Origin of the sequence: Mitsuaria sp. GD03876 (assembly GCF_029840635.1) — a bacterium.
In the GTDB taxonomy this organism is placed as follows: Bacteria; Pseudomonadota; Gammaproteobacteria; order Burkholderiales; family Burkholderiaceae_C; genus Roseateles.
In genome coordinates, this window is sequence record NZ_JAOCCU010000011.1 from 69842 (window position 1) to 89390 (window position 19549).

23 protein-coding genes are annotated in these 19549 nt (G+C 66.9%); 14 read left to right on the top strand and 9 right to left on the bottom strand.

Annotated features, from left to right (window positions below; translation table 11 throughout):
* Positions 1-2 precede the first annotated feature (2 nt).
* From N5D62_RS08980 to N5D62_RS09005, 6 genes are all read left to right on the top strand, one after another.
* On the top strand, positions 3-425 hold the full coding sequence (locus N5D62_RS08980) for a hypothetical protein (RefSeq protein WP_279757370.1): 423 nt from the start codon (positions 3-5) through the stop codon (positions 423-425).
* 143 nt (positions 426-568) lie between these two features.
* Positions 569-967, top strand: coding sequence for a hypothetical protein (locus N5D62_RS08985; RefSeq protein ID WP_279757371.1), 399 nt, complete (start codon positions 569-571; stop codon positions 965-967).
* A gap of 175 nt (positions 968-1142) precedes the next feature.
* The gene (locus N5D62_RS08990) at positions 1143-1604 is read left to right on the top strand and encodes a hypothetical protein (protein WP_279757372.1); all 462 of its coding nucleotides are present in this window, start codon (positions 1143-1145) and stop codon (positions 1602-1604) included.
* 126 nt (positions 1605-1730) lie between these two features.
* On the top strand, positions 1731-2075 hold the full coding sequence (locus tag N5D62_RS08995) for a hypothetical protein (RefSeq protein WP_279757373.1): 345 nt from the start codon (positions 1731-1733) through the stop codon (positions 2073-2075).
* 336 nt (positions 2076-2411) lie between these two features.
* Entirely contained in the window at positions 2412-2693 is a 282-nt protein-coding gene (locus tag N5D62_RS09000) for a hypothetical protein (protein WP_279757374.1), read from the top strand.
* Positions 2694-3081: 388 nt separating this feature from the next.
* Positions 3082-3393, top strand: coding sequence for a hypothetical protein (locus N5D62_RS09005; protein WP_279757375.1), 312 nt, complete (start codon positions 3082-3084; stop codon positions 3391-3393).
* Between the two features lie 53 nt (positions 3394-3446).
* Here the strand turns inward: N5D62_RS09005 and N5D62_RS09010 are convergent, their stop codons facing one another.
* Positions 3447-3821 carry an antibiotic biosynthesis monooxygenase gene (locus tag N5D62_RS09010; protein WP_279757376.1) on the bottom strand — a complete coding sequence of 125 codons (375 nt, stop codon included), beginning with the start codon at positions 3819-3821 and terminating at the stop codon, positions 3447-3449.
* A gap of 60 nt (positions 3822-3881) precedes the next feature.
* Here N5D62_RS09010 and N5D62_RS09015 point away from each other — a divergent pair, with 60 nt between their 5' ends.
* Positions 3882-4559, top strand: coding sequence for a glutathione S-transferase (locus tag N5D62_RS09015; protein ID WP_279757377.1), 678 nt, complete (start codon positions 3882-3884; stop codon positions 4557-4559).
* 12 nt (positions 4560-4571) lie between these two features.
* Here the strand turns inward: N5D62_RS09015 and N5D62_RS09020 are convergent, their stop codons facing one another.
* The 3 genes from N5D62_RS09020 to N5D62_RS09030 all read right to left on the bottom strand — a co-directional run bounded on the left by N5D62_RS09020 (position 4572) and on the right by N5D62_RS09030 (position 7655).
* Positions 4572-4784, bottom strand: coding sequence for a DUF4287 domain-containing protein (locus N5D62_RS09020; RefSeq protein WP_279757378.1), 213 nt, complete (start codon positions 4782-4784; stop codon positions 4572-4574).
* An 81-nt stretch (positions 4785-4865) separates the two neighbouring features.
* Complete coding sequence (locus tag N5D62_RS09025; protein ID WP_279757380.1) at positions 4866-6182, bottom strand: Nramp family divalent metal transporter; 1317 nt, start codon at positions 6180-6182, stop codon at positions 4866-4868.
* Between the two features lie 63 nt (positions 6183-6245).
* The gene (locus tag N5D62_RS09030; RefSeq protein WP_279757381.1) at positions 6246-7655 is read right to left on the bottom strand and encodes a hypothetical protein; all 1410 of its coding nucleotides are present in this window, start codon (positions 7653-7655) and stop codon (positions 6246-6248) included.
* Positions 7656-7879: 224 nt separating this feature from the next.
* Here N5D62_RS09030 and N5D62_RS09035 point away from each other — a divergent pair, with 224 nt between their 5' ends.
* Entirely contained in the window at positions 7880-9865 is a 1986-nt protein-coding gene (locus N5D62_RS09035; RefSeq protein ID WP_279757382.1) for an ATP-binding protein, read from the top strand.
* Positions 9866-9922: 57 nt separating this feature from the next.
* Here N5D62_RS09035 and rpoZ read toward each other — a convergent pair whose 3' ends face one another.
* The 3 genes from rpoZ to N5D62_RS09050 all read right to left on the bottom strand — a co-directional run bounded on the left by rpoZ (position 9923) and on the right by N5D62_RS09050 (position 11793).
* Complete coding sequence (rpoZ, locus tag N5D62_RS09040) at positions 9923-10126, bottom strand: DNA-directed RNA polymerase subunit omega (protein ID WP_058936171.1); 204 nt, start codon at positions 10124-10126, stop codon at positions 9923-9925.
* Between the two features lie 22 nt (positions 10127-10148).
* Positions 10149-10772: a guanylate kinase gene (gene gmk, locus N5D62_RS09045; RefSeq protein ID WP_279757384.1), complete on the bottom strand. Its 624-nt coding sequence runs from the start codon at positions 10770-10772 to the stop codon at positions 10149-10151.
* Positions 10773-10875: 103 nt separating this feature from the next.
* On the bottom strand, positions 10876-11793 hold the full coding sequence (locus tag N5D62_RS09050; RefSeq protein WP_279757385.1) for a YicC/YloC family endoribonuclease: 918 nt from the start codon (positions 11791-11793) through the stop codon (positions 10876-10878).
* A gap of 31 nt (positions 11794-11824) precedes the next feature.
* On the opposite strand from N5D62_RS09050, the gene N5D62_RS09055 reads away from it, so the two are divergent.
* From N5D62_RS09055 to hemW, 5 genes are read left to right on the top strand one after another with little or no spacing between them, the layout of a single operon-like run.
* A complete protein-coding gene (locus N5D62_RS09055) occupies positions 11825-12793 on the top strand; it encodes a serine/threonine-protein kinase (RefSeq protein WP_058936168.1) in 969 nt (322 codons plus the stop codon).
* The gene (locus N5D62_RS09060) at positions 12790-13689 is read left to right on the top strand and encodes a serine/threonine-protein phosphatase (protein ID WP_279757388.1); all 900 of its coding nucleotides are present in this window, start codon (positions 12790-12792) and stop codon (positions 13687-13689) included. Before N5D62_RS09055 ends, N5D62_RS09060 begins: the two co-directional genes overlap by 4 nt.
* 11 nt (positions 13690-13700) lie before the next feature.
* The gene (gene rph / locus N5D62_RS09065; protein WP_279757389.1) at positions 13701-14435 is read left to right on the top strand and encodes a ribonuclease PH; all 735 of its coding nucleotides are present in this window, start codon (positions 13701-13703) and stop codon (positions 14433-14435) included.
* A 36-nt stretch (positions 14436-14471) separates the two neighbouring features.
* Positions 14472-15077 (top strand): RdgB/HAM1 family non-canonical purine NTP pyrophosphatase, encoded by a 606-nt coding sequence (gene rdgB / locus N5D62_RS09070; RefSeq protein ID WP_279757390.1) that lies wholly within the window; start codon positions 14472-14474, stop codon positions 15075-15077.
* A 24-nt stretch (positions 15078-15101) separates the two neighbouring features.
* Complete coding sequence (gene hemW / locus N5D62_RS09075; protein ID WP_279757453.1) at positions 15102-16283, top strand: radical SAM family heme chaperone HemW; 1182 nt, start codon at positions 15102-15104, stop codon at positions 16281-16283.
* Here hemW and N5D62_RS09080 read toward each other — a convergent pair.
* Positions 16249-17214, bottom strand: coding sequence for a LysR substrate-binding domain-containing protein (locus N5D62_RS09080; protein WP_279757391.1), 966 nt, complete (start codon positions 17212-17214; stop codon positions 16249-16251). The two genes, hemW and N5D62_RS09080, sit on opposite strands and share 35 nt — an antisense overlap.
* 164 nt (positions 17215-17378) lie before the next feature.
* On the opposite strand from N5D62_RS09080, the gene N5D62_RS09085 reads away from it, so the two are divergent.
* Positions 17379-17735: a hypothetical protein gene (locus N5D62_RS09085; RefSeq protein ID WP_279757392.1), complete on the top strand. Its 357-nt coding sequence runs from the start codon at positions 17379-17381 to the stop codon at positions 17733-17735.
* 52 nt (positions 17736-17787) lie between these two features.
* On the opposite strand, the gene N5D62_RS09090 is transcribed toward N5D62_RS09085, so the two are convergent.
* Positions 17788-19506, bottom strand: a complete 1719-nt coding sequence (locus tag N5D62_RS09090; protein ID WP_279757393.1) for an AAA family ATPase — start codon at positions 19504-19506, stop codon at positions 17788-17790.
* Between the last annotated feature and the right edge of the window lie 43 nt (positions 19507-19549).

A 19549-nucleotide genomic window follows, 5' to 3' on the forward strand; every position in this document is an offset into this window, starting at 1 on the left:
AAATGAAAGTTTTACGAGACTGCTGGGATGAGTTGACCGTCACAGAATGTCAATACGGATCTTATTTTTTTAACGGGAACGAGTTTTCAATCTACGTGTCCTCTTGGTTGGATGCTTCGCCTTCGCTCTCCGAGCAGTTCTCTAAGAAGAATTCATCAGGCTTCGTTGGACACTGCGTACTGAAGTTCTCCGGCGTGCAATCGGTCAGGCTCAAAACCTCTACATATACGCTAGATGCACAAAATCAAGCGATATGGGACGCCCCAGTGATGAATGAACTACATGGATCGGGACAGGGGGGTAATGAATTCTATCTATCAGGATCATTACGAGGCTTTTTCAGTTCCATCGATCTTGTGGTTGATGCGTCTGAGTTTGAGCTGCATGTTTTGAATTTGGATGAGCCGGTCTCGGAAGGTGCGTGATTGGAGACTCGGGTCACAATTTTCTGAATTTGTCGGAGATTTTTGATTGCTTGCTGGAATAGTAATCAAACATTCTGACGCTCGGCACTTCGGAGAGTCGCAGCAAGAGGGGCGGCTTTATCGGCTGCTTTCGGCAGCCGGCGGTGAGCACGGTCAAGCGGAGCAACACGAACTGCCAGCACAGCGTTGCGATCGGAAGGTTGATTGTGGCTGTTGAATATACTCTGGAGCTGGAAGGCTATTCACCGGATTGGGCGCTGATAGAAATGGTGCTTCGACGTTCTGGTGTTGTGGGGGTGACCTATATAGAGAACAAGCCTGCCCGTGGCTACTTCGAAAACTCCTCCACCGCACTTCGAATTATTGAGCATACGGATTATCATCCAGTGACTGCTGAAGGATACTCGGGAGAAAGATTTCTTGTTAGGTATGTGATAGTGTTTCGATTGAATGTGGATGTTGATGAGTCTGCTAGTGAAATTCACCTTTTCTTGAGCCTTCTTTCTGAAATCACCCCTTGCAAGTTTGTGCTTTCGTTTTAGTATGAGAATGTCCGAGCCTATCGCGATAGCACCTTTGTATGGGATTGGGAGGATTGACGAGCAGGAAATGGGCTGCAGCTTGATAGACTAGATGATTGATTGGTTCTCAATTGCGCATGTGGACTTGGGTCGAAATGAGCGTGGCGCTGCCGGCTGAGGAAGCCGTTTAGGCAGAATGATTGCTTCTGAAGATATTGGTCCTCAATGGTCGAATCGACTGAATCGATTCGATGTGAGTCGGTCGAGTTTATCTTCCGGCGCGGAGGTGCTGGCATCTTGGCTATCCGATGATGTCGGCTCGAAAAGCGCCGCACAGGCCTTTATTCGGAAATTGAATGAAGCTGCAGCGACCAATTTTGGTGGTTATGTTGGTGCTGGCAATTCATTTCATGTCAGAGTGGCAAGTGGAAGGACCTTCATTGAGAATCAGTTTGTCGATGGCCAAAGCGTCTTGCTGAAAATTGAGGATGCCATCGCTTTGCTTATGGAGTATGGGAAGTTCCTTGACGATGCTAGGCGTGGTCAGTCCTTGCCGCCCAATCCCATCCCAGTCAAGTTCGAAATGGAGGGGTCGTTGGCCATGGAGTTTTATTTGTCGACTGGCTTCCCCCTTGGTTTGATCAAGCGCTCCTGGTGAGAAACGAGAGTTGTGTAGTTATTGGCGGAATACTCCCGATTTCAAGAAAATAGAAAAATATGCTCTGCTGTTATGGCATTGGGCTGCTTCGATCGGTACTTAATCCTAGAGTTGTGAGAGCATTCGATGGCAGCGTCAATTATTCTCGGAGTCAATCGTTTAGGGAATGGTTTGGTCAGGAATGATTCAAGCGTAGAGCCGTTCCTCTTTGATGCATTTGGTGAAATGCTTCATGCTGTTTTAAGCGGCAAGTGTCAAGATATCTTTGAAAAAATAACTCAAAGCGATGTGTTTAATATTTACAACTTCGACGCTTTGAATGATGAGGAATTCAACGTCGCTGTCCGGTTGATTGACCAGTATGTCGGCGGAAAGACCCCGGAAACACATAATGAAGAGCTGGTGTGGAATTATTGGAAAAACTTTGCAAAACCATTCATTCACCAAGACCCTAGATTTCAAGCTGGCTGACAGTCGAAGTATTGGGCTCGACACTTGAATAGCTAGGCGAACTTGCCTCTCGTAACCAACACCGCGCGGGACGCAGGTCGACCGCTGGATCGCACGGGGCACGACGATCTCGGGCCAGACGGTGTCGGCGCAGGCCGGACAGGACCTGCTGACCAAGGGCTCGAACGTGGTGTCGGACAACGAAGACGCTGATCGCCGCGCGCCGTGAAGACCGAAAACGCGCTGGACGCGTCGACCTTCTACGAGAACAAGCAGCAGGTCACGAAGGGCCTGATGGGGACGGTGTATCGGACTGGCTGGAGTTGGAGTTGCTAGATCGAAAGCTACGAAGGACGTATGAAAACTATGCTCGCCTTCGCAAGGGCCATCGCGAATGCTGCTTTGGTATTCGAGTTCTCCGAGGACTCGCAAGTCGATTCGGACTTGGCGGTCCAAGCGCTTGAACAGATGGCGAACGACCTCCAGCGCCTATCGACTGAAGATCAGCATGTTTTGAGCGAGACCTTCATGAGCCTTTCCTCCGCCTACCCATATCCGCCTCACGCAGAGTTCGTGAGCAGTCTTGGCACATTGTTGGGGCTGGCAGACGAACATCGGAACATAACGCCTACGGCGTGAATGCAGATCGATCGTTGTTTGGTTGCATCCGTGGCAGTATCAAAGACATTGGGCCTGTCGCCGTCGGGGAAAAGTTGTGTCGCTATATTCTGATCCCGGAGGAGGTGATGGACCATTTTTAATGGTTGCCGTCGAAGTATGACGTTCGACATCACGCATTGTTCGGCGCAGCCGTGTCCTTTGAGGTCGACGGATCAATCAACGCCAAGATCGCTTGGCGACATGGATATAAGGTTGCGGCCAAATTAGATTTATCAGCCGCTTGCATGAAGAGCTTTGAAATCCTATGAGGGCCGATATCAGATGTGAAATGTGCGGTCAGCCCATGCGAGAGGAAGTTCCCTTTCTCCACAGCTGTTCATCGTGCGGAAATCAGTCTGACTCGGCGATGGAGGAAGAGGATTTTCTTGTTGGCGCTGCGCAGCTCGTCAAATTCCAAGTACGGTTCTCCGAGTTGACCGAGCAACGACGAAAAGAACTGTTCAGGCTATGGAACGAGTGGGAGGAGCGGGGGATGCCAAAGTCAAAGTGGTTGGCCGGTCAATTGGACGAACGGCATGGGGACCAAGACTCCGTGACGGTCGTCAGCGCCCCGCAGGATTGGCGAAAGCTCCATCGGCTCTTCTATGAGACCGTCAGCGATGTCGTGCGGTTGAGCGCCGAGGAGATCGAGCGCGAGATGGCGAGAAGGGCGCTCTGAAAGGCGAAATCGGAGTGCCGACTTCGCCACCTGTTTCCTTGGTGCCTCCCGGCTCACCGCTCAGCGCGAGGCACCGGATCCCCCACGCCATCCGCCTCATCCCACGAGTAATGCCGCTCCACCTTCGCGATGCGCAGCTCGTAATGGCGATACCAATCCCGTCTTCCCTGATCGCGAGCCGCCTGGTGCTCGCTGACGGCGCGCCACGCGCGGATGTCTTCCAGGCTGCGCCAGTACGACACGGTGATGCCCAACCCGTCCTCGCCTCGCGCGCTTTCCACGCCCAGATACCCGGGCTGTTGCGCTGCGAGCGCCACCATTCGCTCCGCCATCTCGCCATACCCGTCCCCGGGCGTGGCCTCGGTGCGCTGGCTGCAGAAGATCACCGCGTAATACGGCGGCTCGAAGGCGCGGGTAGGGGTATTCATGGCGCGATTCTCTTCAAGCGCCGTCGCGAAGCCATCCTTCACCCCGCATAGACTCCGCCGATGCTCACCGTCCATCACCTCAACAACTCCCGCTCGCAGCGGGTCCTGTGGCTGCTCGAGGAACTCGGGCTGCCTTACGAGATCAAGCACTACCAGCGCGATCCGAAGACCATGCTCGCGCCCCCGGAGTTGCGCGCGGTGCATCCGTTGGGCAAGTCGCCGGTGATCAGCGACGAGGGCCTGGTGGTCGCCGAATCCGGCGCGATCCTCGAGTACCTCGTCGACCGCTACGGCGAAGGCCGCTTCAAGCCCGCCGCCGGCACGCCGGACGCGCTCCGCTACCGCTACTGGATGCATTACGCCGAGGGCTCGGCGATGCCGCCGCTGCTGCTCAAGCTGATCTTCGACCGCATCGAGCGCGCGCCGATGCCGTTCTTCGCCAAGCCGATCGCCAAGAGCATCGCCGCCAAGGCCAAGGCGAGCTTCGTGCAGCCGCAGATCGACACGCACATGAACTACCTGGAAGCCGAGCTCGCCAAGAGCCCGTGGTTCGCCGGCGAGCAGTTCACCGCCGCGGACGTGCAGATGAGCTTCCCGCTCGAGGCCGCCGTGCAACGCGGCGGCGCCGTCGCCCGTCAGCCGCGCATCACCGACTTCCTCAAGCGCATCCACGCCCGGCCGGCCTACCGGCGGGCGCTGGAACGCGGCGGGCCGTATGCGTTGGTGAGCGGGGACTGAACCTCGTCAGCCTCAGCGCTGCTTCGCCAAGAACCACGCCACCAGCGCATTCGCATGCCCGTGGCCCATCTCGTGGTCGGCCTTCAGCAGCGCCACCAGCTCCATGTGCTTGAGCGGCCCCGCCGCCTTCAGCACGCCCATCCAGTGGTCGATCGACTGCCCGTACTTCTTCTCGATCGACGGGAAGTAGGACGCCGGTCCCTGGACCTTCTCTTCGGTGCTCATCTGGGTCTCCCTTGCTTCAGAAAGCGTTGATCACATTCCCACGACGATCAACCCCCGCCGTTTTCGACACGCGCCGCCGCCTCACGTCATCAGCGACCACAACAGCGCCGCGTTCGCCCCCGTCACCAACCCGAAGAGCGACCAGCTCAGCACCCGCACCACCGGGCCGTTGGCGAATTCCCCCATCACCGCGCGGTCGCTCGTCAGCCGGATCAACGGCCAGATCGCGAAGGGCAGTTGCAGGCTCAGCACGACCTGACTCGCCACCAGCAGCCGCCCGATCGCCTCTTCCCCCAGCCACAGCAGCCCGATGAACGCCGGCACCAGCGCCAGGAAACGCGTCGCCAGCCGGCGCTGCCAGCACGGGATCTTCAGCCGCAGGAAACCCTCCATCAGCACCTGCCCGGCGATCGTGCCGGTGAAGGTCGAGCTCTGCCCAGCCGCCAGCAGCGCCACCCCGAACAGCACCGACGCGATCGAGCTCCCCACCAGCGGATCCAGCAGGTGATACGCATCCTGGATCTCGGTGACCTCGCGATGGCCGTGGGCGTGGAAGGCCGTCGCCGCCAGGATCAGGATCGCCGCGTTGACCATCAGCGCCAGCGTCAGCGACACCAGCGTGTCGATCGTCGACAGCCGGATCGCGTCGCGCCTGGCCGGCGCCGTGTCGCGCACCCGCCGCGTCTGCACGATCGACGAATGCAGGTAGAGGTTGTGCGGCATCACCGTCGCGCCCAGGATGCCGATGGCCAGCAGCAGCGCCTTCGGGTCGTGCACCGCGACGCCGTTGGGCAAGAAGCCCCGCGCCACCGCCGCCCAGTCCGGCCCCACGAGCACCAGCTGCACCGCGTAGCAGATGCCGATCGTCATCACCAGGCCGAGGATGATCGCCTCCACCTGGCGGAAGCCGCGCCCCTTCAGTCCCAGCACGATCACCGTGTCCAGCGCCGCGATGCCCACGCCGCCCAGCAGCGAGATCCCGAACAGCAGGTGCAGCGCCAGCGCGGTGCCCAGCACCTCCGCCACGTCGCAGGCGACGATCGCCAGCTCCGCCATCGCCCACAGCGGCAGGCGCACCGCCGGCCGGTAGCGCTCGCGGCAGGCCTGCGCCAGGTCCATGCCCGACACCAGCCCCAGCCGCAGCGACAAGGTCTGCAGCAGCATCGCCGCCAGGCTCGACGCCAGCACCACCCACAGCAGCGCATGGCCGAAACGCGAGCCGGCCTCGATGTCGGTGGCCCAGTTGCCGGGATCCATGTAGCCCACCGAGACCAGCAGCCCCGGTCCCGCCACGCGCAGCAGCCGCTTCCACAGCGGCGCGCCTTCGCTCAGCGCGATCGAGCCGTGGACCTCCGAAGGACAGAAGGGAGCGGTGGCGGTGGTGGGCAGGCCGAGCATGGGCGGGATTCTCCGCGCGCGACCCGCGGCCGGCGCGCGCTGGGGTCAATCGTTGCCAGCGGTCTACAGACGCGCGCCGCGATAGGTGTCCGAGACCGTCGAGAGCAGCTCGCCGAGCGCCGCCTCGTCGCGCCAGCGGCCCGCGGCCAGCACGCCCAGCGGCCGCGACAGCGTGTGGAGGTCGTCCAGCGGATTGGCCTCGGTCAGCAGCAGGTCGGCGCGCGCGCCCGGCGTGACCGTGCCGAAGGGCGGCGCGCCCGGTTTCGTCGACGCGATGAAGGCGCCGGCCTGGCGCGTCGCGGTCGACAGCGCGTCGAAGCGCGACAGGCCGGCGGCGGTCAGCAGCCGCAGGTTCTCGTGCAGCGAGAAGCCCGGCACCAGGCCCGGGATGTCCGAGACGTCCGTCCCCGACAGCAGCGGCACGCCGGCGCGCTGCATCGCGCGCACGAACGCCTCGAGGAACGCGTAGCGCCGCATCAGGTCGCCCTGGCGGCGCGCGTAGCCGGCCAGCGGCCACAGCGCGCGCTGCGTCGGCGCGACGAAGGCGGCCTCGGGTTGCTTCAGGTAGCCCGCGATGACATCCGGCCGTCCCCATTGCTCGGCGATCCGGCGGTAGGTCACCAGGTCCGCGACCACCGCCGTGCCGTGCCGGCGCAGCAGCGCCACCGCGTCGGCGATCGCCGATTCGGGCGGCGCGCCGTTGGGATCGTCCTCGCGCGCGGGCGGGAAGAATGTGTAGAAGAACTCCTCCGCGTGCGCGACCAGCACCTGGCCGGCCTCGATCTGCTTCGCGAGCCCGACCGCGGTCACCCCGTGGCCGACCACCGGGATGCCGGCCGCCGCGCCTTCGCGCACGAGCGCGGCGAAGACCTCCGGCGCGAGGTTGTTGTAGACCTTCAGGAAGTCGTAGCGGTTGGTCCTGGCGAGCTGCACCGCGGCGCGCACGTCGTCCACCGATCGCAGCACGAGATGGCCGTAGTCCGGCGTGCCGTCGACCGCGAGCGCCGCGAAGGCTTGCGGGCCAGGCACGTCGCCGCGCGCGATGGCGAGCCGCAATCGGCCGACGAAGCTGTTGCGCGCCTCGCCCAGGTTCATCGTCGTGGTGACGCCCTGCGCCAGCAGCACCGCCATGTCCTGGCGGCTGTCGCAGTGGTTGTGCATGTCGGCCAGGCCCGGCGAGAGCCACCGGCGCCCGTGGCCCTCGATGCGCAGCGCGTCCGCGGGCACGGGCGCGTCCGGCGCGATCGACGCGATGCGGCCATCGCGCACGACGACGGTCATGCCGCGCAGCACGCGATCGCGGTCCATCGGCACGACGTTGACGTCGATGAAGGCGGTCGCCGGCGGCGAAGCGCCGAGGGGCGAGGGGGTCGTCGCTGGCGTCTGCGCGCGCAGGAGCGACGCGGGGAGGGCCGCGGCACCCGCGGCGGCGAGGAAGGCGCGACGGCCCAGGCGAGGCATCGGGAGCGGCATCGGGCGATTATGGTGAGCGACGGCGCGGGCCCCGCTCGTCATGGCGGAGCGCCTGAACGCGGCGCCAGGGCCTGCGGTCATGTGCACCCAGTGCCTCCTGCCTCCTGCCTCCTGCCTCCTGCCTCCTGCCTCCTGCTTGCTGCTTGCTGCTTGCTGCTTGCTGCTTGCTGCCCGAGGCGGCCGCTATAGTCCCGCCTCCTCGCATTTCCAGTCTGGTCGCGCTCATGCCCATCGCCGACATCCGCGCGGCGATCGACGCCGAGTTGGCCGCGACGCCCGAGTTCTACGACTTCAAGGTGCTGCGCACCGCCGCCGACGGCGCGCTCTGGCGCGTCACGCTCGAGCCCGACTACGTCTATGCCGAAGGGCAGCGCCCCGGCCAGGCGTCGGCCCAGACGCTGCTGGACGAGCGGCTGGAGGGCGCGTCCGCCTGGTGGGGCGCGCCGGCCAAGGGCGGCGCCAGCGTGCTGGGCGTCGTGGTCGAGGACGATCAGTTGGTGCTCAAGGACGCGAGCGGCCCGCCGCCTGGGGAAGGGCACCTGATCCGGATCTATCCGCCGCGCTTCCTGAAGGCCGTCGCCGACGCCTGGTCGGACGACGGCTGGGCTGCTCGCGCGGCCGCGAGCTGGCCGGGGCTCGCGGCGCCGCGCGCCGTCGCCGACGCGCCGGTGCTCGATGGCTCGCCCTTCCGCTGGCTGCGCGCGGCGCAGCGCGAGGCGCTGTCGCTGATCGGCGTTGACAACGCCTTCCTGTGGGGCCCACCCGGCACTGGCAAGACGACCACGCTGGGCGTGCTGCTCGCGGAGTACCTGGATCGCAAGCCGGACGCGCGCGTGCTGTTGCTGTCGACGACGAATCACGCGGTCGACCTCGCGACGCTGGCCGTCGACAAGGCGCTGCAGAAGGGGCGTCGCGAGGCGTTGCGCGCGAGCGTCCAGCGCCTCGGGTCGCGCTTCGATGCCGAGGCCTACGCGGGCCGCGGGCACCTGCTGCCGCCCGCCGGCACGCCGTCATCGCAGGCGTTGAGGCACTGCCGCCTCGCGACGATGACGACCACGCGCGCCGCCTTCACGCTGAAGTCCTTGCGCGAGGTGGGTGAGTCCGATGAGCACGACGGACGCCAGGCTCGTCTCGATCGCCCTTGTCACCTCGATGGCGACGAATTTCGCGAGATCGGCGGCCGTGGCGACGCGCCCTTCGACCTCATCGTCTTCGACGAGGCCAGTCAGGTCAGCCTGGCGCATGCGCTGGCGCTGATGCCGCTCGGCCGCGCGAGGCTCTTCGCGGGCGATCCGCAGCAGCTTTCGCCGGTACTGCGCAGCGAGGACCGGCTGGCGAAGATCTGGCTCGGTCGCTCGCCCTTCGCGGCGATGCCCAGGGGCGCTCCGAGCGAGGGTACCGCGCCGTCGGTGGCGATGCTCGACGAGCAGTCCCGCATGGCCGCGCCGATCGGCGAGCTGGTCAGCGATCTCTTCTACGACGGCGCGCTGCGCGTGGCCGCGGATGCCGTGGCTTCCGCCGAATGGGGAAGGGCGCGGGCCCGGGCGCTCGGCGACATCCCGGCGGACGTCCACGTGAAGGTGCATCGCGTGACCCGCGAGGGCGGCTGGTCCGCGAAGGACCGCGGGCCGGTGCGGCGCGAATCCGCCGACGCGATCGCGGCCACCGTCGCCCAGGCGCTGGCCAGCGGCGAGTGGGCGCCGCACGAGTTGATCGTGCTGACGCCGTTCCGGGCGCAGCGGGCGCTGATCCGGTGGCGGCTGGACGCGCTGGGCGTCGACGCCCGGGTGAAGGTCAGCACCGTGCACCGCGCGCAGGGCAGCGAGGCGCCGGTGGTGTTCTTCGATCCGGCCGACGGCACGCAGCCGTTCCTGCGGACCGAGGAGGCGCGGCGGCTGCTCAACGTGGCGCTCAGCCGCGCGCAGGCGAAGGTGGTGATCTACCTGTCGTCGGCCGACCTGACCAACGAGGTGCTCGCGCCGATCGTCCAGCGGATGCGGCTGGCCGGCGATGCGCGCGAGGCGGTGCCGCTGGCCGCGCTGGCGAAGGCGGCGGACTTCCCCTTCAACGCGAAGGGCCTGCGCGTGGCCGCCGGGCGGCTGGTGGGGGAGGTCGACCGCGTCGCGCCGGACGGCGCGCGGCTGTGGGTGATCAACGAGAAGTCCGGCAACGAGGTCGAACTGGACGCCGAGTTCTGGCGCCGCAAATGACAACGCCCCGCGGGGCGGGGCGTTTCAGCGAGACGGCCGGCAGGCGGTCGGTCAGGCTCAGACCGGCACGCGGCGCAGCATTTCCACGCCGACGTCGCCGTTGGCGACTTCGCGCAGCGCGGTCACGCCGGGCTTGTTCTTCGACTCCAGCTTCGGCGCGTGGCCTTGGCTCAGCATGCGGGCGCGATAGGTCGCGGCGAGCACCAGCTGGAAACGGTTCGGGATCTTGGTCAGGCAGTCTTCGACGGTGATGCGGGCCATGCTGGTTTCCTGCGGGAGAGGGTTATTCGATCAGGTCGAGCGCGCGGAACACGGTCGACCGGTTGCGGCGCTGGGTCGCGTATTTTAGCCGCTGCGCCTGCACGATCGCCTTCAGGTCGAAAAGCGCCGTCTCGAACACGGCATTGATGACCACGAAATCGAAGTGCCGCGCCTGCGCCACCTCGTTGCGCGCGGCGGCCATGCGCTTGGCGATGACGGCCTCGGCCGTGTCGCCGCGGCGTATCAGGCGCTGCTTGAGCTCGTCCCAGCTCGGCGGCAGGATGAAGATCAGCACCGCGTGCGGGAACAGCTGCTTGATCTGCAGCGCGCCCTGGTAGTCGATCTCCAGCACGACGTCGTCGCCATGCGCCAGCCGTGCCTCGATCGCCGCGCGGGAGGTGCCGTACAGGTTCTCGTGGACTTCCGCCCACTCGAAGAACTCGCCCCGGTCGACCATCGCGCGGAACTCGTCCTTGGTCACGAACAGGTACTCGCGGCCGTGCTGTTCCTGGCCGCGCGGGTCGCGCGAGGTGTGGGAGACGGAGACGCTCAGCTTGGCGTCCAGTTCCAGCAGCGCCTTGACGAGGCTGGATTTGCCGGCGCCGCTCGGCGCGGCGACGACGAAGAGATTGCCCGGGTATTCCATCGCGTGATTTTATGAGGGACGCCGTGAAGGCCCCGGCACGACGCGCGCGAGCGGCCCGCGGGCCGCGCGCACTCGTTCACGCCGGACCCGGCCGCCAGTGCGCTTATTCGATGTTCTGGACCTGCTCGCGCAATTGCTCGATCGCCACCTTCATCTCCACCGAGATGTTGGTCAGCTCGATCGCCACCGCCTTGGACCCCAGCGTGTTGGCCTCGCGATGCAGCTCCTGCATCAGGAAGTCCAGCCGCTTGCCGATCTCGCCGCCTTTCTTCAGCAGCCGCTCCACCTCGTCCAGGTGGGCGCGCAGCCGCGTCAGCTCCTCGGCCACGTCGATGCGCAGCGCGTAGGCGGCGGCCTCGTTGACCGCGCGTTCCTGCAGCGTCTGCTCGGAAATGGTCTGCGTGGCGCCGCTGGCGCTCAGCGCTTCCTGCCAGCGCTCGAGGAAACGCTCGCGCTGGCGCTGCACCGCGGCGGGAATCAGCGGCTCGGCTTGTGTGGCGAGGTCCCGCAAAGTGGCGACGCGCTGCTTGAGCATCGTCACCAGCTTGCCGCCTTCGCGCTCGCGCGCTTCCAGGAATCCCTTGATGCACTGGCGGGCCGCCTCGAGCACCGTCTCGTCGTTGGCGCTGGCGCCGGTCGCGCCGGTCTTGCACCAGTTCAGCGCCTCCTGGACGCTCAATCCCTGCGCCTTCGGCAGCCAGGTCTGCACCTGCGATTCCAGCCGCGCGAGCCGGTTCAGCTGCTCCGGCTGCGGGTTCGGCCACGAACTGTCGGCATCGCGCTGCGTGTTGATGCGCAGCTCGATCTTGCCGCGCTTGACGCTGCCGGCCACCAGCTCGCGCAGCGCCGGCTCCAGCGAGCGCAGCTCGTCGGGCATCCGGAAGCTCAGGTCCAGGAAGCGGCCGTTGACGGACCGGGCCTCCACCGTCACGGCCGGGGCGGCCGCGGGGCTAGGGGTTTCGCCGGAGTTCGCGGGTTGTGCCGTGGCGCTGGCATAACCGGTCATGCTGTAAACTGGCATCAGCTATCGGTAGAACAATCGAACCGCGATTATGTCAAAGCCGAAACCGGCGCCCTTGCCCGCAGGCACGGTGGTGGGGGGCTATCAGATCATCAAGAAATTGGCTGCGGGTGGATTCGGCGTCGTGTATTTGGCCGAAGACCCCGACCATCATTTGGTGGCGCTGAAGGAATACCTCCCGTCGTCCCTTGCAGAACGATCCCCCGGCGAACTCACGCCTCGAGTGAAGCCTGAGAAGCAGCCCCTGTACCGCCTGGGGCTGCGCAGCTTTTTCGAGGAGGGCCGTTCCCTCGCGCAAATTTCGCACCCGAGCGTCGTCTCGGTGCTGAATTTCCTGCGCGAGAACGAGACCGTCTATATGGTCATGAATTACCTGCAAGGCGATACCTTGCAGGATTTCATCGTGACCGCGCGCGATTTGAAGCGTGACAAGGTGTTCCGCGAATCGACCATCCGGTCGCTCTTCGACGAAATCCTGAAGGGGCTGCGCATCGTGCACCAGCACAAGATGCTGCACCTGGACATCAAGCCGGCCAATATCTTCATCACCAACGACAACAAGGCGGTGCTGCTCGATTTCGGCGCGGCGCGCGAGGTGCTGTCCAAGGAAGGCAACTTCATCCGGCCGATGTACACGCCCGGCTTCGCCGCGCCCGAGATGTACCGCCGCGACGGCTCGCTGGGCCCGTGGACCGACATCTACGCGATCGGCGCCTGCATCTACGCGTGCATGCAGGGCTACCCGCCCAACGACGCGCCGCAGCGCCTGGAGAAGGACCGCCTGGGCCTGTCGCTCTCGCGGCTGCGCAACGTGTACTCCGACAACCTGCTCGAAGTGACCGAGTGGTGCATGTCGCTGGACCCGCTGACCCGCCCGCAAAGCGTCTTCGCGCTGCAGAAGGAACTCTCGCGCGAGACCGAACGCCGCTACACGAAGCTCAGCTTCAGCGAGCGCCTCAAGCTCCAGCTGGAGAACCTGAAGACCGGGGCGAAGGCGTGAAGTTCTCCGTCTATCAGGTGAGCCGCCGTGGCGGCCGTGAGAAGAACGAGGACCGCATGGGGTATTGCTATACCCGCGAGGCCGGTCTCTTCGCGCTGGCCGACGGCATGGGCGGCCACCCCGACGGCGAGGTCGCCGCGCACCTGGCGCTGCAGAACGTCGCCGCGCTGTTCCAGCGCGACGCGCAGCCGATCATCCGGGAGCCGTCGCAGTTCCTGGAGACGGCGGTGCTGCTCGCGCACCAGCAGCTGCTGGCCTACGCCGCCGAGCGCGCCATGAACGACACGCCGCGCACGACCATCGTCGTGGGGCTGATGCAGCAGGGCCAGATCTGGTGGGCCCACTGCGGCGACTCGCGCATGTACCTGCTGCGCGACGCCGAGCTGATCGCCCGCACCCGCGACCACTCCTACAGCGAGCTGCAGGAGGCGCTGGGCCGCCACGCCACCGGCGCCGAGCGCTTCAACCGCCATGTGCTGTTCACCTGCCTGGGCAGCCCCGGCAAGCCGATGATCGACGTCAACGGCCCGGTGCTGCTGCAGAACGGCGACCGCATGCTGCTGTGCTCGGACGGGCTGTGGAGCTCGGTCAGCGACGCCGACATCCTGCGCCACCTGTCCGACAGCCGCTCGGTCGGCGACGCCGTGCCGGAACTGGTCGAGCAGGCGCTGCGCCAGGCCGGCGCCCGCAGCGACAACGTCACCGCCCTGGCGGTGGAGTGGGAAGGCGAGGGCGACGCCCCCGACTCCATCTCCACCCAGGACCTCGACGACCAAGGCTTCGCCTCCACGATCCAGGGCGCGAGCCAGGACGTGCAGCTCGACGAAGCCGAGATCGATTCCGCCGTGCGCGAGATCCAGGACGCGATCCGCAAGGCCGGCAAGAAGCCCCACTGAAGGACCTCCCCATGAGCAGCCATGCCAGCCGCCCGAACGGGCGCGCGGCCGACGCCCTGCGTCCGGTGCGCATCACCCGCCAATACACCCGCCATGCCGAGGGCGCCGTGCTGATCGAGTTCGGCGAGACGAAGGTGCTGTGCACCGCCTCGGTCGAGGAGAAGGTGCCGCCGCACAAGAAGGGCAGCGGCGAGGGCTGGGTCACCGCCGAGTACGGCATGCTGCCCCGCGCCACCCACACCCGCAGCGACCGCGAGGCCGCGCGCGGCAAGCAGACCGGCCGCACGCAGGAGATCCAGCGCCTGATCGGCCGCGCGCTGCGCGCGGTGTTCGACCTGTCCAAGCTGGGCGAGCGCACGATCCAGCTCGACTGCGACGTGATCCAGGCCGACGGCGGCACCCGCACCGCGGCGATCACCGGCGCCTACGTCGCCGCGCACGACGCGGTGAGCTGGCTGATGGCGCAGGGCAAGCTGAGCGCGTCGCCGCTGAAGGACGCGGTCGCCGCGATCTCCGTGGGCATCCATGACGGCCAGGCGCTGCTGGACCTCGAGTACGTCGAGGACTCCGCCTGCGACACCGACATGAACGTGGTCATGACCGGCGCGGGACACTTCGTCGAGCTGCAGGGCACCGCCGAGGGCGTCGCCTTCACGCGCGCCGAGGTGGACGTGCTGCTGGACCTGGCCCAGAAGGGCATCGGCGAGCTGCTCGCCGCGCAGCGCGAGGCGCTCGCCGCGCAATGACCCCGGCTCGTTGAGCCGCCACGATTGGAGCAAGCGATGAAGTTGGTCCTGGCCTCCAACAATGCGAAGAAGCTGAAGGAACTGCAGGCGCTGTTCGAGCCGCTGGCGATCGAACTCGTCACGCAAGGCAGCCTCGGCATCCCGGAAGCGGAAGAGCCCTTCCACACCTTCGTCGAGAACGCGCTGACCAAGGCGCGCCACGCGGCCAAGGCCAGCGGCCTGCCGGCGCTGGCCGACGATTCCGGCCTGGCCGTCGACGCGCTGGGCGGCATGCCCGGCGTGCTGTCGGCGCGCTACGCGACGCTGTTCGGCCGCGAGAAGAGCGACGCCGAGAACAACCGCGTGCTGCTGGAGAAGCTCCAAGGCATCGAGGACAGGCGCGCACGCTTCGTCTGCGCGTTGGTGGCGGTGCGCGCGGCCGACGATCCGGAACCGCTGATCGCGATGGGCCGCTGGCACGGCGAGATCCTGCACGCGCAGGAAGGCGAGGGCGGCTTCGGCTACGACCCGCTGCTGTTCATTCCCGACCTCGGGAAGAGCGTCGCGGCGCTGGGCGCCGAGGTGAAGAACCGGCTGAGCCATCGCGCGCTCGCGTCGCAGGACCTGCTGCGCCAGATGCGCGAAAGCTGGCACCTGGGCTGAACCGTGGCCGACATCATCCGCATGATGCGGCCCGGCACGCTGACGCTGTCGGCGCTGCCGCCGCTGTCGCTGTACGTGCACCTGCCGTGGTGCATCCGCAAGTGCCCGTACTGCGACTTCAATTCGCATGAATACCGCGACGGCCGCGAGCTCGACGTCGAGACCGCGCGCGCCTACCTGGCCGCGCTGCGCGCCGACCTCGAGGCCGCGCTGCCGCTGATCTGGGGCCGTCCGGTCGTGTCGCTCTTCATCGGCGGCGGCACGCCCAGCCTGTTCGCGCCGGAGCAGATCGCCGAGCTGGTCTCCGACGTGCGCGCGCGGCTGCCGCTGGAGCCCGGCTGCGAGATCACGATGGAGGCCAATCCCGGCACCTTCGAGAAGGACCGCTTCGCCGGTTTCGCGCAGGCGGGCATCACGCGGCTGTCGATCGGCGTGCAGAGCTTCGACGACGAGAAGCTCCACGCGCTGGGCCGCATCCACAGCGGCACGCAGGCGCGCGCCGCGATCGAGGAGGCGGCGCGGTCCTTCGGCACCTTCAACATCGACCTGATGTACGCGCTGCCCGGGCAGACGCTGGAGGAGCTGGGCCGGGACCTGGACATCGCGCTGGCGTTCGACCCGCCGCACCTGTCGGTCTATCACCTGACGATCGAGCCGAACACGCGCTTCGCGAACTCGCCGCCCGAGCACCTGCCCGACCCCGACCTGGCCAGCGACATGCTGGACCTGATCACCGCGCGCACCGGCGCGAAGGGCATGTCCCGCTACGAGGTCTCGGCCTACGCGCGCGACGGCCACCGCTGCACGCACAACACCAACTACTGGCAGTTCGGCGACTACCTGGGCATCGGCGCCGGCGCGCACACCAAGCTCAGCTTCGCCCACCGCGTCCTGCGCCAGGTGCGCTGGCGCGATCCCGCGACCTTCATGGACAAGGCCGCGCAAGGCCAGGCGGTGTCCAACGAGCACGAGGTCGCGCGCAATGAACTGCCCTTCGAGTTCATGCTGAACGCGCTGCGCCTGCGCGAGGGCGTCACCCTGCAGAGCTTCCTCGAGCGCACCGGCCTGCCGCCGTCCGCGATCGCGACGGCGATGGCCAGGGGCCGCGAGAAGGGCCTGCTCGATCCCGATCCCGCGCTGATCCGCGCGACACCGCTGGGCTTCGACTTCCTCAGCGATCTGCAGGCGCTGTTTCTGGCATCGTGACCCGCCCGGTGGACAGGCAGGTGCGCGCGCCGTCCAGCGCCGCGCGCGACTGCGCGGTCTCCTCGTGCAGCCAGTCGATGAAGGCGCCGACGGCGGGCTCGTGGCGCGCGCCCGGCCGATAGACGATGTGATACCGCTGCGGCTCCTTGAGCATCGCCTGGCGCGGCGCGACACGCACCAGCCGGCCGTCCAGCAGCGCGTCCGCCGCGAGCAGCTCGCGCGTCAGGCCCACGCCCATGCCTTGCTCGGCGGCCTGCAGCAGGATGCCGAAGTCGTTGAAGATGGCCACCGGCACGACCTGGCGCCGCAGCCCGGCCTGCGCGAACCAGTCCTCCCATTGCCCCGGATCGCCCAGCAGCGGCGCCTGCGCCAGCGCCTCCAGCGGCTGGCCGATCAACTGGTGCGCCAGCGCCGGTGAGGCCACCGGCAGCATCGACAGGTCGAACAGCGGTTCGCTGTCCACGCCCGGCCACGGACCCAGGCCCTGCCGCAGCGCGATGTCGAACTTCTCCCGTTCCAGGTCGACCAGGCGCGCGGTCGCCTCGATCTCCAGCGTCACCTCCGGATGCAGCGCATGCCAGCGGCCCAGCCGCGGCAGCAGCCAGCGCTGCGCGAACGAGGGCAGCACCGTCACGCGCAGGCTGCGCTGCTCGATGCCATGCGCGGCCGTGGCGGCGCGCAGGCCCTGGTCGAGCTCCTGGTAGGCGCGCTCCACCGCGCGCAGCAGCGCCCCACCGGCCGCGTTGAGCACCACGCGCCGGCCCTGGCGATCGAAGACCGGGAAGCCGAGCTGGACCTCCAGCGCGCGGATCTGCTGGCTCACCGCGCTGTGGGTGAGGTTGAGCTCCTCGGAAGCGGCACGCAGGTTCTGGTGCAGCGCGGCCGCGCGGAAGGCGGCCAGGTACTGGAGCGGCAGGCGGGGGAGTCGCATCGGGAGAGGTCCTCGCAAAGGGGTCGGCGGGGCGACTGTAGCCATTTACTGGAAAGAATGGCTGCACAAGGAGGCAAGGATATAGCGTTTGTGACGGCGTTCGTGGGCATCTAGCATTACCAGCACGCTCTCCCTCCCACCCACCGATGAACGAAGGAACGACCATGAACGAGCCCGACATCACCGCCCGCCTGGCCCCCCGGCTCACGCCCCGGGCCCCGTGCTACGCCTATTCGCCGTGGGCCCGCTGGCCGGTGATCGGCCCGGCGCTGACGGTGCTGCTGGCGATCCTCGGCGCGCTGGCGCTGGTCTCGAACGCCAACGCGTTCAACGACGTCAACGCCGAGCTGCAGATCGCCGCCCGCGAGCAGCGCCTGGCCCGCCAGGACGCGGAACGCGTCGCCCGCGCGCAGGCGGCGCGCCAGGCGGCCCTGCTGGCCAGCGCCGGCGACCGCAAGGCCGCCACGCCGCAGGCGCCGGCCGCCCCCGGGACTGCCCGCAAGGACGGCCGCCCTCAATGACGCCGACCGCGCCAGGCCCGCGCCCGGCCCGGTCATCGCGCCGGTCTCCGGGCTAGCCCCCGGCCTCGTCGAGCTCCGCCGCCTGGAGGTCCGGCTGGTACCAGAGCGGGTCGCCCGGCGACACGCGCTGCGTCAGGTAGGCGTCGAGCTTGCGGTCGAAGGCCGGCTGCGTCGTTTGCCCGGCCGCCTCGCCCGCGAGGATCGGCACCAGGGCCGCGACGATGCGCTGGAAGTCCTCCGAATCCGGATCGTCCAACGCGCGCAGCACCCGGTCGACCTTGCCCGCCTTCATCGCCTCGCCGAAGTACTCCCCCTCGAAGTGGGGGAACTGCACGTGGATGCGCCCGATCGCCGCCGCGCTGACCGCGACGCGGATGCAGGCGTTCATCGTCCACATGGCGTTGCGCTGGTAGCCCTTGGCGCCGCGCACGAAGCGCGTGTCCGCGTCGTGCAGGACGGCGTAGGGCACGCGGAAGTGGTTGAGGATGCGCGCGAACATCGGCAGGTTGGCCTTGCCCAGGCAGTTGATGACGTGCACCTCGCGTCCCATGCCGCGCGCCACGTGCAGCAGCGCGATCTGCTCGGTCGCGCCCTCGACCAGCACGATGTCGTCGTGGAAGAAGAACTCGTTGACCACCGGGTTGCAGGCCCGGATCATCTTCAGCCGCTCGCGTTCCTGCGCGTCGAACGAGACCTTGTCGGTCGAGACCGCGTGCCGCGCCGCGCCCGGCGCGTTGTCGACGCGGATGATCGTCGTGTGGTCCTTGGACAGGTCGATGAAGATCGGCGAGTGCGTGGTCGCGATCACCTGCCAGTCCGGGTTCTGCAGCGCGAAGGCGTAGAGCGCGTCGCGCGCGGCGCGGATCGTCGGCGGATGCAGGAAGGCCTCGGGCTCGTCGATCAGCAGGATGCGCGGCGCGTCGGGCTCCAGCGCTTTCCTTCGGGCGCCGCCCGAGGACATCACCGACAGCGTCGACCACAGCAGCGCGCGCTGCAGCCCGGTGCCCTGCAGCTCCAGCGGCGAGGTGCCGCCGTGGGTCACCTGCAGGTAGGAGTCGGCGGCGATCAGCTTCTCGTCCAGCGCATCCTTGGAGCGCGGGATCAGCTCGATCGTCGTGCCCGGGAAGACCTCGCCGACCTGGCGCGTGATGCGCGCCGAGAGCTCGTCGAAGGACTGCCGCGTGCTGTCGAAGATCTCGCGCGCGAGCTGCTCGATCTGGTCGAAGGCCGCCTGCGTCTGGCCGGCGTCGGCCTTGAGGCTGAGCTTGACGTGCTCCTTGAGCATCGCCAGCAGCCGGGCCTGCGTCGTGTCGGTCGGGTCCGTCGGCCGGATCCGCACCGGCTGCGGGATGCGGCTCATGATCATCGAGTCGAAGCCGCCCAGCCCGCCGTCGTCGAAGTCGCCCAGTCCGGGGTTGTAGGACTGCTTGCGGGCGCGCTCGTCCGGCGCGCGCCAGACGTAGCGGAAGGCGATGCAGGTGCCGAACTCGGGGTGCGGGTACTGCCAGCCCCGGCCGATGCGCTCTTCGTCCTCCGGCGTGACCTGGTCGAAGTAGCCGGTGATGACGATGGGGACGCTCGGGTCCTGGTTGTGGAAGTGGCTCAGGCCGAGCTCCTTCCCGCTCGAGGCGAGCGCCTCGTACGCATCCAGGATCGTGGATTTGCCGGCGTTGTTGCGGCCGATCAGGACGACGATCCGGTCGATCCGGATCAGGCAGCCCGACGGGCCGATGCTCTTGAAGTTCTCGACGTGGAATCCGGCCAGGCGCATGGTGCGCTCCTCCATGGGTTGACGGACAAGGCTGGCGAGCAGC